Here is a 16,218-nt window from a genome sequence, read left to right as displayed (position 1 = left end):
TGTATAAATATTTCGCAAATCAGAATTAATAAGAGTGTGAATACATGAATGTGCTTTTAATTAAAGTAGTTACTAAAAGTATAGAAATAGTAGAAGAAATGGATTGTAACAAAGTTATGAGGAATCAAAAATAAAAATCCCTATAAAGATAGGGATTTATATATCGGCATATAGTTCCTTGGAAAAGGATATACTTAGTTTAGCATATCGGACTACTTATATTTGTGAAATAGATGTGAAAGTAATGTGAAAAATGCCGAAGGAAAAACTATTTAAATAGAGGGCAATTTAGATGGGGATATGGATTTTACATAAATGTTGTGTTATATTTCTACTTATCTGTTAATAATTACATATTTTAATTTTATTGGGGATAAAAGGGAGAGGTTTAAATGCAATGGTATTTGAAAGCTCTAAAGAATTATGGGAATTTTAGTGGTAGAGCTACGCGAAAAGAGTACTGGATTTTTAGTTTATCCAATATCGTAATTTTTTGGCTACTGTTATTTTTATCATCATTTTCAGAGGTGTTAGTTGCTATTATTGCGTTGCTATTTATGTTAGTAATGATTATACCAAGTTTTTCGGTTGGTGCACGACGATTACATGATATTGGGAAAACGGGATGGTGGCAACTATTAAATTTTGTACCGTTTGGTAGCGTTGTTTTACTTGTATTTTTTATCATTGAAAGTGAAGAAAATGACAATCAATACGGACCAAATCCGCATTCAGATTTAAAAGAAGCGATTTAATAAACTTATTTAGTTTGTAGCATTACTAGTTCAATTATTTTATCTATTATTAAAATGGTTTGCGTGGGCTAATATTATTAGGTTGATCTTTAGGTCTAGATGACTTTTGAAACTGTAAAAATGGAAAGATAAAGGCAGAGAGAATATAGCATGGAAAGAAAAAAATTCTAAATAAAAAGCACTGTTTTAGCTAATGTAGCTAAAACAGTGCTTTTCTCTTTGATTGAACAGTTGCAGCATTTTCATCATGTATACCTGCATCTTTAATAATTCGTTGTTTTGCTTTATTTAATAGATGGTTTACTGCTTCACCAAAATAGTTAGCTTCGCTTTTTGTGCGGGCTTCTCGTAAACATTTATAGTTTTCTAGCAGTTCCTCTTTTTCGGAGTTTGTTAAGAAATCTTCTATTTTCTTTTTTGTCATACGAAACACCCTTTCTCCTGACAAACGACGCAATAGAAAATATTTATTTCTCATTATAACAATAATTTTAAAAGAAAGTATACACTAACGTCGCAATAATTTGTCAATTTCTTGAATCTTCTCATCAGCTTTCCCAATTTGCGTATTTTTAGCCTGTTCGCCACCAAGAGCTTGATGTAGTAAGAAAGTTTGACCGGAAATAGCAGTTACAATGGATACTTTTATAATTTCTTTTATTGCGGTGACATCGAATAAAACGAGCCCAAGAAGTGCGGCTAGGCTACCAGTAAAAATGTCAGTTAAAAATCCAAAATGAAAAAATGTTTTCAAACGGCGTGGAAGCAATAACTTACCTTGGTTATTGATTAGATGGGAAACGAAGCCGGTAATGCCACCAACGAGTATAGCAGTTAGCCATTGATACATTTCCATCGAATCCACTCCTTTTAGTGAATAAGATTCGATTATTTTATATTGATTCCTTTTAATATTTCATATAAGCATATTGAGAAAGTTTGTTTGGGTATATTTTGTATTCAATTTAATTATAACAGAAAATTTCGAAAGGTTTCAGTCTATTATATGAATCATTTTTACAATAATATGAATGCAGAAAGGGGTGCGTGATATGAAGATAGATTATCGAATAAGAAGTGTAGATGGTTATACAAAAAATATAGGGGAATTAGTAAGCATGCTTGAGCATACGAGAGCTGTAACATTAGGCGAAGTAAAAAATTTATCAGTTGAGCAATTAGACTTAATTATGCAGAGCAGCGGAAATTCAATTGGTGCCTTATTAAAGCATATAGCAGCTATTGAAAAAGTTCATCAGCTTATTTCATTTCAAAATCGTGACTTTACAAAAGAAGAATTAGAAATATGGGAAGATGCACTGTATTTAGGGGAAGCGGGTAGAGCGATCCGTGGTCATGAAATACAGTATTATGTACAACTTCTACAAAGTGTTCGAGAAGAATCTCTGAAGTATTTAAGTGAACAAAGTGATGAGTGGCTCATGTCAGAAAGAAAGTGGCCTAACGGTGTAATATATAACCAGCACTATCTTTGGTATCATGTGCTAGAAGATGAAATTAGTCACCGAGGACAAATTAGAATGCTCAAAAGTAAGTTATTTGAAAATTACGTTAAATAATGTAGCTTTTTATAGGAGAATTCCATATAATGAGAGTAATTAAAAGAAGAACGGGGTGATGTATTATGGCGAAAATAACTTATATGAATAATCAACCAAATACAAAGGTGGATGGAAAGGGCGATATTATATAAGGTAATTCGCAATCCTTCCACTTAGTACAAACTAGGGAGGATATTTATTTGAATCAAAATATTTTAGAATCTTTCGGCTGGGATTCATTTTTTGAAGAACAAGTTACAGAGAAAAATTATGAAGTAGGTCGTATTTTACTTGAGCATAAGCATATATATCGCATTATTTGTAATGATGGTGAATATATGGCAGAACTGTCTGGGAAGTTTCGGCATGAAGCGATTACGAAAGGCGATTATCCAGCAGTTGGTGATTGGGTGTATATAAAGAAAATAGAAGATGAAAAGAAAGCGATTATTCATCGTATTTTCCAGCGAAGAAGTTCTTTCTCAAGACAAGAGGCTGGAACAAGAACAGAAGAACAGATTATAGCAGCAAATGTAGATTATTTATTTTTAGTGAATGCACTTAATCATGATTTTAATGTTAGAAGGATGGAACGTTATTTATTATTGGCGTATGAAAGTGGCGCTATGCCAGTTATTGTTTTAACAAAGAGTAGTATATGTAATGATGTAGAACAAAAAATTGTAGAAACGGAAGCTATAGCAATTGGTGTTCCTATTTTCGTTGTTGATAGTTTAGAGCATACAGGTATTGATTCGTTGAAACAATTCGTTTCTTCAGGGAAAACAATTGCTTTAGTTGGGTCATCAGGGGTAGGAAAGTCAACTTTGTTAAATGCTCTAATAGGAATTGATGTAGCAAAAACGGGAGATATACGTGAAGAGGATAGTAGGGGGAGGCATACGACAACGCATCGAGAATTATTCCAATTGCCTAGTGGCGCTCTCGTGATTGATACGCCTGGCATGAGGGAATTGCAACTTTGGGAAGGCAGCGAAGCGATTCAAACAGCATTCTCTGATATTGAAGAATTTGCGACAACATGTCGTTTCCGTGATTGTAAGCATGAGAATGAACCAGGATGCGCGGTGTATAGTGCAATTGAAAACGGACTTATTACGATAGATCGTTTGAAAAGCTATAAAAAATTACAAAGAGAACTGGCGTATTTTATGAGGAAACAAGATGCAATCCTTGCCAGAGCAGAGCGTGATAAATGGAAGAAAATTTCTAAACAACATAAAAAAATGTAAAAACCAAAGGGGCCCCTTTGGTTTTTTCTATTTGTAAATTTTATAATAATATTATTCGTATATATAGACAAAGAGAAATTAATTGTTTAAACTTTACAAAGTATTCACCATAATAGGTTATGAAAATAATAATTAAGGAATGGGAAATATTCATAATTAACTCAATTTAACTTTTAAATTCGAAAATTAGGAGGTTCATAATGGGTAAACTATTAAATTTGTTTCGTGATATGAAAGTAGCAAAAAAGCTATTAATTTCATTCTTTGTAATTTTAATTGCAGCCGTTTCTATAATCGGGGGCATGTCTTATCAAACTGCTAAAAAGAATTTTGAATCACAAATTACGAGTAGTGCTAACGATAATATAAAAATATTAGATAATTTAATCAATCAAATGATTGATGCAAAATTTAATGATGTGAATAATTTTGCACGGGTGATTCAGGGGAATATGTATCAAGGGGATAATCAGGATGAGCTAAGAAAGACATTATCTCAGTATATCAATTTGAATATAGATGTTGAACAAGTGTATGTTGCCGGTAATGATAAGAAATTTGTACAGGAACCAAATATACAAATGGCAGCAGATTATGATCCAACAACACGACCTTGGTATAAAGATGCAGTGGCAAAACAAGGTGGTATTGTTGTTAGCGAGCCATATAAGGCAAAAGGAAATGGACATATTGTCGTAACGATTGCAAAACAAACAGAAGATAAAAATGGGGTTGTTGCGCTAGATTTAAGTTTAGACAATTTATTAAAAACAACAAAGTTAATCAATATTGGTAAAAAAGGATATGCCTTCATTTTAGATGGAAAGCAAAAAATCATTGCTCATCCACAAGAAAAATCAGGGGATAAAGCAGCTGATTCTTGGGCAAAGAAAATTTATGAAGATAATCACGGTGCTTTTACATATTCTTATGGTGGTAGTGAAAAGAATATGGTATTTGCTACAAACGTAAAAACAGGTTGGAAAATTGGTGGGACGATGTACGAAACTGAAGTAATTGAAGCTGCTCAACCTGTATTTTATAATATGTTAATTGTTATGCTTATCTCATTAGTAGTAGGCGGGGCACTTATTTATTTTGTGACACTTTCAATTACGAAGCCTTTAAAGAGATTAGTTGTTACCTCTAAAGAAATAAGCGAAGGGGATTTAACGAAAACAATTGAAATCCATTCTAATGATGAAATCGGCCAACTTGCTAAAGGTTTTAATGAGATGACGAATTCGTTACGGACGTTAATTGGAAGAATTAACGATTCAGCTGGGCATGTTGCAGCGGCATCAGAAGAGTTAACTGCAAGTGTAAGGCAAGCAAGTGAAGCGACTGAGCAAATCACAATCGCAATGGATGAAATATCAAGTGGGGCAACGACGCAAACAACAAGCGTAGAAAATGGCGCTATGTTACTGTTTGATGTAACGGAAGGAATTCAACATGTAGCAAATAGTTCATCATCTATTAATACGGCTTCTGCACATACTCGTGAAAAAGCAGAAGATGGTGGGAAACTAGTAGGAAGAACAGTAAACCAGATGCAGTCTATTGCAGAATCGGTTTCACAATCAGATGCAGTTATACAATTACTAAATAATAAATCAAAACAAATTGGTGATATTTTAGAAGTAATTCAAAATATTGCAGATCAAACAAACCTTCTAGCTCTAAATGCGGCGATTGAAGCCGCAAGAGCCGGTGAGCATGGAAGAGGTTTCGCAATTGTTGCAGATGAAGTGCGTAAATTGGCAGAGCAGTCTAGCGTATCTTCTAGTGAAATTAGTAAATTAATATGTGAAATACAAGATGATATGGGTAAGACAGTCAAATCTATGAATCATGTAAATGAGGAAGTTCAATCTGGACTTGTTATCGCAAATGAAACGAAGCAAAACTTTGCTGAAATCTTACAATCTACAAATGAAATAGCTAATCAAATTAAGACGATGGTTGAAACGGCTAATGGAATGTCAAAAGGGGCAAATGAAGTATCTATTTCGGTAGGACAAATTGCAATGACAGCACAAAATAATGCGACAAGCACACAAAATGTTGCGGCTTCAGCTGAAGAACAGCTAGCTTCGATGGAGGAAATTGGATCTGCAGCAGGCACGTTATCTCAAATGGCTGAAGAGTTGCAAGGACTAATTGACAGATTTAAAGTCTAATAGAGAACAGACTACCTCTAGTAGCATTATGCCAATAGAGGGTAGTCTGTTTTATTGTGTAAAATCAAATGGAGATGTAAACTTCCTTTATGACGTTTAAAATGGTATTTTGCATAATGTTTGTCGAAAAATAGAGGTATTTGTTAGCTTTGTGTATAATTATTAACGTATAGAATACAAATAAAAGGAGAGTATTATGGGAGTGTATTGGGGGACAAAAAGACATTCTTGGCTTAGTTACGTCTCATTTTGGCTAAGTATTTCATTTTTTATTGTTTTTCTAATTGAAGTGTTTATATTAAAAACACTTTCGAATAGCTCGGTGCAAATTGTTAAATATTTTTATTTTATATTTGTACCAGTAAATATTTTTCTTAGTTTAAAGTTACTATTTAAGAAGAATGAAAAGAAAGCGTTACCTATTTTTAGTTTCATTGTCTCATTATTATTTGCAATTTTAATAATCGTATTAGTTTTAGCAGCTATAGGGAAGGTCTTTTGAGGGGAGTGGTATAAGTCACTCTCCTTTTTTATTTGTGGTAGTCTTACTATATGTAAAAGTGTGAATGCTGTGAGCTAATAAAAGCAGAGAGTAGACAATATTTACATGGATTAAAGTCTGTCGTTATTTGAACTTGTAAGAGTGTATGGAGTAATGAGGTAATATACATAATAATGGAGATAGAATTAGTTATTTTATAAGTATGTATGAAGCAAATGAATACGGTAAGAACGTTGATATATGGTACAATAGCTATGGATAGTGATAGAGATAAAGGGTATATAAAATACTCATCGTTTTTTAGTAAGAGAGGGGTTATCTTATGCTATACGAGGATTTGGAGACATTATTTCAAACAGCTCCGAAAGAAGATAGAGGCGGATGGAAATATATAATCCAAGAACAAAATAATACATTTAAAATTGTTGATGAAATACTGAAAAATCAAATGAGTGTCGAATTATATTTTAATGAATACGATGAGGTGAAAATCACTTTATATAAAGATGGAATTCCCATTACGACTATGCAAAGAATTGCGATTTCAAAAGTTGAATTAGACGAAGATGAAGAAGGTATTCAATTTGTTTTAGAGCGCATGCCTAGTCGAATGATTCGGTTGCAGTTAAAGCCATATTTAGCATTAGAAATGGGACCGTACTGGGAAGTATGTGATGATTGTGAATGAGCATAAAAAAGCATCCAATAACATGGATGCTTTTTTATGTTTTTTGAAGTTGTTTAAACGCAATGATTGGCAGTATAACAATACTTACCCATCCGATGATAGGATATAGAATGTGAAGTAAGTCACTGTAACCGATGTAGCTAAAGCAATAACTAATTAGTAAAATGAAGAAAATAATATTGTTATTTTTCCACCCAGTAATAGATTGCATCTGTTTTGTCATTCCGAACACATTACCAACTAAAGTTGTGAAAACTTCACCGAAAATAATGAGAACGAAAAAGAAGTGAAAAGTTGCATTAAATCTTCTTATGACTTCAGCCATTGGGATGTTATATTGGTAAAATTGATCGACTGATAAGATTGCTAAATGGCTGCATAATAAAATTAAAGAAAGTCCAGCACCACCCAAAATCCCACCCCAAAAAATAGCTTTTCGATCTCTTACTTCACTGGCTAATGGGACGAGAACACTTTGGGCGAGAGAAAGATTTAAGGCGACATATGTAATAGGGCTAGTAATCCATTTCATATTCCAGTTCTCTGCAGGAATAGTGTTATTAATGGAAGGTGTACCGTGAAAAAAGGTTGTAATAGCAAGTCCGATAATAAAAATCATCATAATAGGTACGACAAGTGTATTTACTTCAAAAACACCTTGTAATCCGCGGCTACTTATAATAAGACAAGCGATAACTGTAATAAGAATACCGAGTTGTCTTGGTAAGCGAAGTTGCTCTTCAAATACTGCACCAGCCCCTGATAACATAACGCTCGTTACGCCGAATAAAACGAGTAATAATAATGTGTTTACAACATTCCCAAATACATCCCCAAATAAATATTTGTTAAATTCTTGCGCTGAAAATGCCCCGATTTGTGATGAAAGTAACATCATCTTTGTGCCAAGCCAAATAAAAAAAAATCCACTTACACATATGCCAATTGTCCCGTATAATCCATTCACTGTGAAAAATTCAACAATTTCTCGTCCAGTAGCAAATCCAGCTCCAACGACAGTTCCGATATAAGTAGCGGCTACTTTCTTTGCTACTTGCCATTGTTGATTGTCCATGTTATCCCTCTTTCTACTATGATGAGCTTGATGTACTATTATGCATATGTATGAGCTTGGACAATTAGACGTATGAAGTGTTTGAAAAAATACATGAATTTAATGATATTAGGGAAGCATTAAAGGTGTTAAAACTTTGTTACATATAAGCCAATTGTTCGAAAGGAAAGGGAATGTATGGTAAAATGTAATTAGGTTATTAAAAGATAAACATTACAAAATGATAAGAGGAGTGATTGTATGAGTACGAAAACAAATGTTGTTGAAGTATTAAACAAGCAGGTAGCAAACTGGAATGTGTTATATGTTAAACTACATAATTATCACTGGTATGTGACAGGGCCACACTTCTTTACATTACATGAGAAATTTGAAGAGTTTTATAATGAGGCTGGAACGTATATTGATGAGTTAGCAGAACGTATTTTAGCTTTAGAAGGTAAACCATTAGCGACAATGAAAGAATATCTCGCAACATCTAGTGTCAGCGAAGGGACAAGCAAAGAATCTGCAGAAGAAATGGTGCAAACATTAGTGAATGATTATTCTGCACTTATTCAAGAATTAAAAGAAGGTATGGAAGTTGCAGGTGAAGCTGGTGATGAAACATCAGCTGACATGCTGTTAGCAATTCATACAACATTAGAACAGCATGTATGGATGCTAAGTGCATTCTTAAAATAACGATAAATATAATAGAAACCCATTGAAAAATTATTTCAATGGGTTTTTTTATGATTTTTCAGTTTTCTTTTATGCTATAATATAGTAAAAAGGAGGCGATGCGATGTTTCGCTTTTTCAGAACTGGAAAAGAAGAGCGGGAAATTACGAAAGATGAATTAGAACAAGCGATGGCTCAGTTTTTAGAAACGAATGCTAATATCGTTTATACAGTATTAGTAAATGAAGATTATACAGTAAATTATGATTTGTTAAAACCGTATTTACCTGCATTTCCAACAAATGATTTTCTCATAACGAAGGAAACGCTTGAGGTATTTGAACATACAGCAGAAAATTTAAGCCTAGTGAAAGAAATTGATGTCGTACAAAAAGCAGTAGACCAATACGTAACAGAAAAAGAAATGTTCCCAATTGTTGAAGGTAGCGAAGATCGCCTCATATGCGGAATGAAGCTAGGACCTTACTTAAATCGTAGCTTAAAAAGAGACTTATATATTTCAGAAAAACATTATTTAGTTTCAAGTAAACCAGATAGAAAAAAACAAAAGAGCGGGTAGATGTAATGAAAACAACAATACATATATTGTTGTCTTTTTTTGTTTTTTAAAATATTGATTTTTCAGTCTATTATTATTTATACTAAATGTATTGGACAGGGAAGAGTAACTATTAAGCATCATTTTGAGAATAAGGTATTGTTAGCGTGGGTTATACAAAGTGGTATAAAGATTCGCAAAAAATATTATAAAAGGTTTCGGGGGAATTGGTACATGAAAAATAGCATGACTTACATTCAATTATTAAATGAAACGTTACGTTGTTATGCAAATAAAGGAAGTTTTGAAGCGTACAATTATATAATGGAAAACGCTACAGGTGTAATAGGGAATGAGGCGCAAATATATAATTTTAAGTATGCACTCGCAAGTGCATCGGGACTTGAAAAAGAAGCATTACATTTAATGAGAGAGGCTATTATAGAAAAGGGATTCTGGTATGGAAATGAGTATTTAATTTCCGACGAAGATTTAAAATCACTACATAAATTTGAAGAATTTCATACAATGGTGCAATTATGTAATGAAAGAGAAGAATTAGCACATAAAAAGGAAAGACCAGATGTGAAATATATATACAGCAAGAAAGAAGGAAATCTACTACTTACATTGCACGGTGACCAAGAAAATATTCAAATAGTAGAGCCATATTGGAAATCAGTTTTGACACAAGATTACACGTTAGCTTTACCACAGTCTTCACAAATTCAGTTTTCAGATGGATTTGTTTGGGATGATATAGAGAGAGGGAAAGAAGAATTAAAAGGGCATTACAATAAGTTTATAGAAAACCATACAGTAGAAAATGTAATCATTGGTGGTTTTTCTGCAGGGGCGAGAGTAGCTTTATATACGATTTTGCAAAAAGATATAGAGGTTGATGGTTTTGTTTTTATGGCACCATGGCTTCCCGAGATTGAAGAATGGGATGAGTTGCTAAGAGTGCTGCAGGATAAACATATAAAAGGATATATAGTATGCGGGGATCAAGATGAAGATTGTTTCGAATCCACGCAGCAATTTGTACAACTATTAAGAGAGAAGAATATAGAACATAAGTATAAAGTTGTCCCTGACTTAGATCATGATTATCCTATTAACTTTGAAGAGCTATTAAAAGAAGCTATTGAATATATAGGAAATGAAAACAATAAGTAGTAAGAAAAGAGATGCATCATATGTGATGCATCTCTTTTAGAATTATAAATTAAAAGCATTTGCTAATAAGCGATAAGACTTTAATTTATGTTCAAATTGATGAGTAATCGTGACAATCATAAATTCGTCAGTATTGTATGCTTTGCTTAAGTTTATTATTTTTTCTTTTACAGAAGACGGATCACCAACAATCATACGTTGACGATTTTCTTTTATACGGAATAAATCATAAGCGCTGTATGAATAATTTTGAGCAGTTTCAATAGAAGGTGTACCAGTAGTTCGTTTTCCTTGCTCTAATAATAAGATTGATAAATCTAAACTAGAAGCAATTTTTTCCGCTTCTTCATTTGTTTCTCCGCATATAACAAAAATGGCAACGATTGAATTAGGCTTATCTCCTAAAAATGAAGGCTGATATTGTTCTTGGTAAGCCCTCATAACTTCAGGGCCTCCAAAGCCATTAATAAATTGCGCAAATGCGAAAGAAGCTCCGTTGTTTGCAGCAATTTTAGCGCTCTCTCCGCTAGAACCGAGCATCCACATTTCAGGAGATGTTGGGATAACTGGAGTGGCTTTTAAGTTTGCATAGTGATGGTTTTCTGGTACTTGATCATGTAAGTACATTGCAACGTCTGCAATTTGTTCTGGATATTGATCAAGTGAGACCATTTTCCCTTCTTGAAGTGCGCGAGTTGCTATTGGCATACCACCAGGAGCTCTACCAACACCGAGATCGATGCGGTTCGGATACAGTGCTTCTAGAACACGGAAATTCTCAGCAACTTTATATGGGCTATAATGCGGTAACATAACACCACCTGAACCGACTCTAATACGGTCCGTTTTCGCGGCAATATGAGAAATAAGTATTTCTGGACTTGAACCAGCTAAGCTTACGGAATTATGATGTTCGGATACCCAAAAACGTGTGAATCCGAGTTTTTCAACTTCTTGTGCAAGCGTAACTGTATGTGAAAAAGCTTGGGCTGCTGTGCTACCATCTGAAATAGGTGATTGGTCTAATACACTTAACTTGATCATAGAATATACCTCTCAATCTTAATGTACATCCTATTATATATTTACTTATGAAAAATGCGTAGTGAAATGCTCAAAATGAAAAGCGGATAATCCTATTTCCGCTTTTAATGAGAAAATCCGCGTTCATAATGATTCATTTCAACCAGATTTAAAATATATTCATAGTTGTCAATTTCACATTTTAGCTGTTCACGTTCTTTTTCAGATAGTGTCATATTGCTAAGTTTTTTACATAAGTTTTGTTTCTTTAATTCTAAATGCTTTTTTGTAGCGTGGTAATCATAAGTATGTTTCATTTTTTAGTCACTCCTTCGTGCGGTTGCTATATTATACGAAGCATAAAGAAATATGAAATCTGTCTCTTATGTACTTTTAGTGAATATTCAAATTGCAATGGTGTTATGTTTATGGGGATGTATGAATAAAATGCACTAAACCACTAACGTCCATTTGATGAAGTAAGGGGTGGAATTGTGCAGAAAGATATAATGTATAACACTGAAATGGATGAAGCGTTAAAAGTTATAGATAAAGGATTGAAGAAGACGACAAATCCAAAACAAATTATTGTAGTGGGAGCTGGTATGGCTGGATTAGTTTCAGCATCTTTATTAAAGGCTGCAGGACATGATGTGAAAATTTTTGAAGCAAATAACCGGGTAGGTGGCCGTATAGAAACGGTTAGAATGGAAGATACCGGATTATATTTAGATGTTGGAGCAATGAGGATTCCATATTCGCATACATTAACGATGACATATATAAGAAAATTTGGGCTACAGGTGAGACCTTTTATTAATAGAAATGAGACGGATATTATATACGTAAATGGACGGAAAACGACGTTAAAACAATATGAAAAAGATCCAAGTATTCTAAGATATCCTGTGGAAATGAATGAAGTTGGAAAAACGTCAGAGGAATTATTATTGTTAGCGGTACAGCCCATTATAAATTTTATAAAAAAGAACCCAGAAAAAAATTGGGACGTTGTAGTAAAGGATTTTGGAAGATACTCTACTGGGCAATTTTTAAAGTATCATCCTTATCAGTATAATACTTACTTTTCGCCAGTAACAATTGAGATGATTGGTGTTCTATTAGATTTAGAAGGTTTTTTGGAACGGTCGTTTGTAGAGACTTTACGCTTTCTATACATTATGCAAGAGGAGAGCGGATTTTGTGAAATTGTGGGCGGGAATGATAGATTACCAAAGTCATTTTTACCGCAATTAGAAGAAAATATTATATATAATCAAAAATTAATGAAGTTACATCAACACGATAATGGTGTGACAGCTTTCTATCGGAACGAGGAAACTTTTGAATATAGCAGTATTACAGGAGATTTAGTTATTGTTACCATTCCGTTTTCGACAATGCGTTTTGTAGAAGTAGATCCGTTTGATTCTATATCTCATGAAAAATGGAAAGCAATTCGTGAATTACATTATATGCCTGCGACGAAAATAGGAATTCAATTTAAAAGCCGATTTTGGGAAGAACAAGGACAATTAGGTGGCAGAATTATAACAGATTTGCCAATTCGTTATGCCTATTATCCAAGTTATGGAATTGGTGAGAAAGGACCGGCTATGATGTTAGGTAGCTATACATGGTCTTATGACGCATTGTTATGGGATGGTTTATCGAAAGGTGATCGTATTTATTACGCATTACACAACTTAGCAACAATATTAGGTGGTCAAGTGTATGATGAGTTTATATCTGGAATATCAAAAAGCTGGACATTGGATCCGTATGCGCTTGGAGGATTTGCACTTTTTCAAGCAGGTCAAGAATCTGAGCTGCAACCAGCGATTGTCAAACCAGAGGGGAGAATATTCTTCGCTGGAGATCATACAACGCTATATCACGGATGGATTCAAGGTGCGATTGAATCTGGAATTCGTGTAGCGGCGGAAGTGAATGAGTAAAAGGTTTTTAATTCAGAAAATTCTTTACTATATAACTTGAGATGGATATTATTATATATAAAAGAATTATGGGGAGTGTTTACAGTGAATCCGTTATTATTCGATTTTCCTTCTGAATTTTATACTGACAGGCTTTTTATTCGAATGCCGAAACCAGGAGATGGTAAAGTTGTATATGATGCAATTCAGGCTTCAATACAAGAACTGAAACCTTGGATGGTGTTTGCACAAAAAGAGCAAACAGAGCAAGAAATAGAAGAAAGTATTAGAAAATCACATATTCAATTTTTGCAACGTGAGGATTTAAGATTACTAGTATTTTCGAAAGAAACAGGTGAATTTATTGCTTCAGCCGGATTACATCGTATTAATTGGGATATACCTCAATTTGAAATCGGATATTGGATTGATACAAGGTTTAGCGGAAAAGGCTATATGGTAGAGGCTGCGAAAGGTATAACGGATTACGCTTTTTCTGAATTGAAAGCAAACCGTGTAGAAATTCGTTGTGATTCTTTAAATAAGAAGAGTAGAGCGATACCTGAGAAATTAGGCTTTAAGTTAGAAGGTACGTTAGAAAGTGCGAGTGTTGCGGTAGATGGAAATGGATTAAGGGATATGTGTGTATTTGCCATGACTAGAAATACATATAAAAAAGAAGAGCTGTAAAGAAACAGCTCTTCTTTTTGTGTATTATGGTACAGGATGTCCATTAGAGCTTTCGAAAATTGTAAACCATTGTTGACGATCTAAGTTAACGTTTGTAGCAAGAGCGGCCGTTTTTACGCGATCTAATTTACCAGAGCCAACGATTGGCATCATATTAGCTGGATGAGCAAGTAACCAAGCATACATAACCGTATCGATACTAGAAACACCTAGCTCAGTAGCAACTTTTTGCATAGTTTCGCGTACACGTACGGCACGTTCGGATTGACCAGTAAAAATTTCCCCACCAGCAAGAGGTGACCAAATCATTGGATTGATTCGTTTTTCTTGGCATAAATCAATTGTCCCTTTTTCAAAATGCTCAAGCTGCAATGCAGAAACTTCAATTTGGTTCGTAATAAGCGGGAAATCTAAGTACGAACTTAACATATTAAATTGTGAAGGTAAGAAGTTAGATACACCGAAGTGACGAACTTTTCCTTCTTGTTTTAATTGTGAAAAGGCTTTTGCCACTTCATTTGGATCCATAAAAGGATCGGGACGATGAATAAGTAATACGTCAATATAATCTGTATGTAAATTTTTAAGTGATGCTTCTACACTTTGCATAATATGCTCTGCACTAGTATTGTAGTGAGCCACATATCGCTCTGGAAATTTCGGTGATGGGGGAGCGATTCCACACTTTGTAATAATTTGCATGTTTTCTCGTAAGGAAGGCTTTAATTGTAAAGCTTCGCCAAATAACCCTTCACATGTATATGCGCCGTAAATATCAGCGTGATCAAAAGTAGTAATTCCCATATCCATACAATCTTCAATGAAAGAAAGTAATTCTTGTTTCGTCATATTCCATTCTGCTAAACGCCAAAATCCTTGAATAATACGAGAGAATTCTAGCGTTTCATTCATTTGAACTCGTTCCATTATAAGTACCCCCTTGATGAATAATTATTATTTTGAAAAGGCTTTCTTAATACGTATTATTATATAGTTTGGGGGGTGTACATACAATAAATATGTTTTGCTAAAAAAATGATTTTCTCTATATGCTATAATGTAGAAACATATAGCTAGAAGGAGATGTACGAAATGATTCCAGTAACAATATTAACTGGTTTTCTTGGATCGGGGAAAACGACATTATTAAATCGTATTTTATCAGAAAATCACGGTAAGAAATTAGCGGTGATTGTAAATGAAATAGGGCAAATTGGCATTGATAATCAGTTGATTATGAATGTGGAAGAAGAAATTATGGAAATGACAAATGGCTGTTTATGCTGTACTGTACGTGAAGATTTACTCGTTGCTTTAAAACAGTTACTGGACGTAAAAGCGGAAGGGAAAATGGATTTTGATGGTTTAGTAATTGAAACGACTGGCCTTGCAAATCCAGGCCCGATTATTCAAACATTCTTTTTAGATCCAGTCATTCAATCTGCTTACCAAATTAACGGTGTTGTAACGGTAGTAGATAGTTATCATATACATAAACATTTTGAAAAAGGATTAGAAGCAAAAGAGCAAATTGCGTTTGCTGATGTCGTTTTAGTAAATAAATTAGATTTAATTGAAGAGAATGAGAAAGAAAATCTCTTGCATGAAATTCAAGGAATTAACCCGACTGCAAAGTTAATTGAGGCGACTAACTGTGAGGTAGATATACCATCTTTATTACAAATCCAAACGTTTAAAACGAAAGATACGTTGCAAATTTACCCTCATAAAGAACATAACCACTTAGAAGGTGTGAAATCATTTGTATTACGTGAAGAACGTCCGCTGGATTTACAAAAGCTTAATGAGTGGATGTCAGCTGTCGTTCAAGAGCTAGGGGAATATTTATATCGTTACAAAGGAATTTTATCGATAGATGGAGTAGATAAACGTATCGTTTTCCAAGGTGTACATACGTTATTTGCTGCTTCGTACGATAGAGAGTGGCAAGAGGGAGAAGAGCGAGTAAGTGAAGTAGTTTTTATCGGAAGAGATATTAATAAAGAGTGGTTCCAAGAACATTTCGAGGAGTGTGTGAAATAAGTCTGCGTAAATTGTAGGCTTATTTTTTATGAGCACTCTATTAGATTGTAAAACAGAATTAAATAAGGGAAAGAAACTAAAAATTGATAACTGTATAATAAAAAGC

The 16,218-nt window shown here is 33.8% G+C and carries 18 protein-coding genes and 2 pseudogenes; 14 read left to right on the top strand and 6 right to left on the bottom strand.

All coding sequences use genetic code 11. The annotated features are described in order from the left end of the window. Positions 1 to 44: 44 nt before the first annotated feature. Together IQ781_RS28285 and IQ781_RS05705 are read left to right on the top strand one after the other, a co-directional pair. Positions 45 to 250, top strand: a pseudogene (locus tag IQ781_RS28285) (hypothetical protein). 142 nt (positions 251 to 392) lie between these two features. Further along, positions 393 to 755: a DUF805 domain-containing protein gene (locus IQ781_RS05705; protein WP_001198796.1), complete on the top strand. Its 363-nt coding sequence runs from the start codon at positions 393 to 395 to the stop codon at positions 753 to 755. A gap of 199 nt (positions 756 to 954) precedes the next feature. Here IQ781_RS05705 and IQ781_RS05700 read toward each other — a convergent pair whose 3' ends face one another. Continuing rightward, positions 955 to 1,179 (bottom strand): hypothetical protein, encoded by a 225-nt coding sequence (locus tag IQ781_RS05700; RefSeq protein WP_000162602.1) that lies wholly within the window; start codon positions 1,177 to 1,179, stop codon positions 955 to 957. 84 nt (positions 1,180 to 1,263) lie between these two features. Next, entirely contained in the window at positions 1,264 to 1,611 is a 348-nt protein-coding gene (locus IQ781_RS05695) for a DUF4257 domain-containing protein (RefSeq protein WP_000426310.1), read from the bottom strand. 196 nt (positions 1,612 to 1,807) lie between these two features. On the opposite strand from IQ781_RS05695, the gene IQ781_RS05690 reads away from it, so the two are divergent. The 6 genes and pseudogenes from IQ781_RS05690 to IQ781_RS05670 all read left to right on the top strand — a co-directional run bounded on the left by IQ781_RS05690 (position 1,808) and on the right by IQ781_RS05670 (position 6,943). Beyond that, entirely contained in the window at positions 1,808 to 2,335 is a 528-nt protein-coding gene (locus tag IQ781_RS05690; RefSeq protein ID WP_139847196.1) for a DinB family protein, read from the top strand. 182 nt (positions 2,336 to 2,517) lie between these two features. After that, the gene (gene rsgA, locus IQ781_RS05685) at positions 2,518 to 3,570 is read left to right on the top strand and encodes a ribosome small subunit-dependent GTPase A (protein WP_001073076.1); all 1,053 of its coding nucleotides are present in this window, start codon (positions 2,518 to 2,520) and stop codon (positions 3,568 to 3,570) included. Positions 3,571 to 3,770: 200 nt separating this feature from the next. After that, positions 3,771 to 4,763: pseudogene (locus tag IQ781_RS28405) on the top strand (cache domain-containing protein); the annotation flags it as partial. 42 nt (positions 4,764 to 4,805) lie between these two features. Continuing rightward, positions 4,806 to 5,753, top strand: coding sequence for a methyl-accepting chemotaxis protein (locus tag IQ781_RS28400; RefSeq protein WP_406566133.1), 948 nt, complete (start codon positions 4,806 to 4,808; stop codon positions 5,751 to 5,753). Between the two features lie 196 nt (positions 5,754 to 5,949). After that, positions 5,950 to 6,255: a hypothetical protein gene (locus IQ781_RS05675; protein WP_000539569.1), complete on the top strand. Its 306-nt coding sequence runs from the start codon at positions 5,950 to 5,952 to the stop codon at positions 6,253 to 6,255. 322 nt (positions 6,256 to 6,577) lie between these two features. Beyond that, positions 6,578 to 6,943, top strand: coding sequence for a DUF3979 family protein (locus IQ781_RS05670; RefSeq protein WP_000965068.1), 366 nt, complete (start codon positions 6,578 to 6,580; stop codon positions 6,941 to 6,943). Positions 6,944 to 6,977: 34 nt separating this feature from the next. On the opposite strand, the gene IQ781_RS05665 is transcribed toward IQ781_RS05670, so the two are convergent. Then, the gene (locus tag IQ781_RS05665) at positions 6,978 to 8,018 is read right to left on the bottom strand and encodes a YkvI family membrane protein (protein ID WP_000370205.1); all 1,041 of its coding nucleotides are present in this window, start codon (positions 8,016 to 8,018) and stop codon (positions 6,978 to 6,980) included. Between the two features lie 240 nt (positions 8,019 to 8,258). Between IQ781_RS05665 and IQ781_RS05660 the strand changes: the two genes are divergently transcribed. The 3 genes from IQ781_RS05660 to IQ781_RS05650 all read left to right on the top strand — a co-directional run bounded on the left by IQ781_RS05660 (position 8,259) and on the right by IQ781_RS05650 (position 10,419). Further along, on the top strand, positions 8,259 to 8,702 hold the full coding sequence (locus IQ781_RS05660) for a Dps family protein (RefSeq protein ID WP_000105199.1): 444 nt from the start codon (positions 8,259 to 8,261) through the stop codon (positions 8,700 to 8,702). 103 nt (positions 8,703 to 8,805) lie between these two features. Continuing rightward, positions 8,806 to 9,261 (top strand): DUF3939 domain-containing protein, encoded by a 456-nt coding sequence (locus IQ781_RS05655; RefSeq protein ID WP_000488210.1) that lies wholly within the window; start codon positions 8,806 to 8,808, stop codon positions 9,259 to 9,261. A gap of 213 nt (positions 9,262 to 9,474) precedes the next feature. Then, the gene (locus IQ781_RS05650; protein ID WP_000798324.1) at positions 9,475 to 10,419 is read left to right on the top strand and encodes an alpha/beta hydrolase; all 945 of its coding nucleotides are present in this window, start codon (positions 9,475 to 9,477) and stop codon (positions 10,417 to 10,419) included. Between the two features lie 42 nt (positions 10,420 to 10,461). Here IQ781_RS05650 and IQ781_RS05645 read toward each other — a convergent pair whose 3' ends face one another. Beyond that, positions 10,462 to 11,463 (bottom strand): LLM class flavin-dependent oxidoreductase, encoded by a 1,002-nt coding sequence (locus IQ781_RS05645; protein ID WP_000594045.1) that lies wholly within the window; start codon positions 11,461 to 11,463, stop codon positions 10,462 to 10,464. Positions 11,464 to 11,567: 104 nt separating this feature from the next. Further along, positions 11,568 to 11,759, bottom strand: a complete 192-nt coding sequence (locus IQ781_RS05640) for a DUF3896 family protein (RefSeq protein ID WP_000683364.1) — start codon at positions 11,757 to 11,759, stop codon at positions 11,568 to 11,570. A gap of 177 nt (positions 11,760 to 11,936) precedes the next feature. Here IQ781_RS05640 and IQ781_RS05635 point away from each other — a divergent pair, with 177 nt between their 5' ends. Together IQ781_RS05635 and IQ781_RS05630 are read left to right on the top strand one after the other, a co-directional pair. Further along, positions 11,937 to 13,400: a flavin monoamine oxidase family protein gene (locus tag IQ781_RS05635; RefSeq protein ID WP_001168128.1), complete on the top strand. Its 1,464-nt coding sequence runs from the start codon at positions 11,937 to 11,939 to the stop codon at positions 13,398 to 13,400. Between the two features lie 84 nt (positions 13,401 to 13,484). Next, entirely contained in the window at positions 13,485 to 14,069 is a 585-nt protein-coding gene (locus IQ781_RS05630) for a GNAT family N-acetyltransferase (protein ID WP_001068745.1), read from the top strand. Positions 14,070 to 14,093: 24 nt separating this feature from the next. On the opposite strand, the gene IQ781_RS05625 is transcribed toward IQ781_RS05630, so the two are convergent. Then, the gene (locus tag IQ781_RS05625) at positions 14,094 to 14,996 is read right to left on the bottom strand and encodes an aldo/keto reductase (protein ID WP_000442816.1); all 903 of its coding nucleotides are present in this window, start codon (positions 14,994 to 14,996) and stop codon (positions 14,094 to 14,096) included. Positions 14,997 to 15,161: 165 nt separating this feature from the next. Between IQ781_RS05625 and IQ781_RS05620 the strand changes: the two genes are divergently transcribed. Next, positions 15,162 to 16,112, top strand: coding sequence for a CobW family GTP-binding protein (locus IQ781_RS05620; protein ID WP_000613422.1), 951 nt, complete (start codon positions 15,162 to 15,164; stop codon positions 16,110 to 16,112). Positions 16,113 to 16,218: the final 106 nt, after the last annotated feature.

It is taken from the genome of Bacillus sp. N447-1 (assembly GCF_022701035.1).
In the GTDB taxonomy this organism is placed as follows: Bacteria; Bacillota; Bacilli; order Bacillales; family Bacillaceae_G; genus Bacillus_A; species Bacillus_A cereus.
This window is presented reverse-complemented; position numbering and strand designations above follow the sequence as displayed.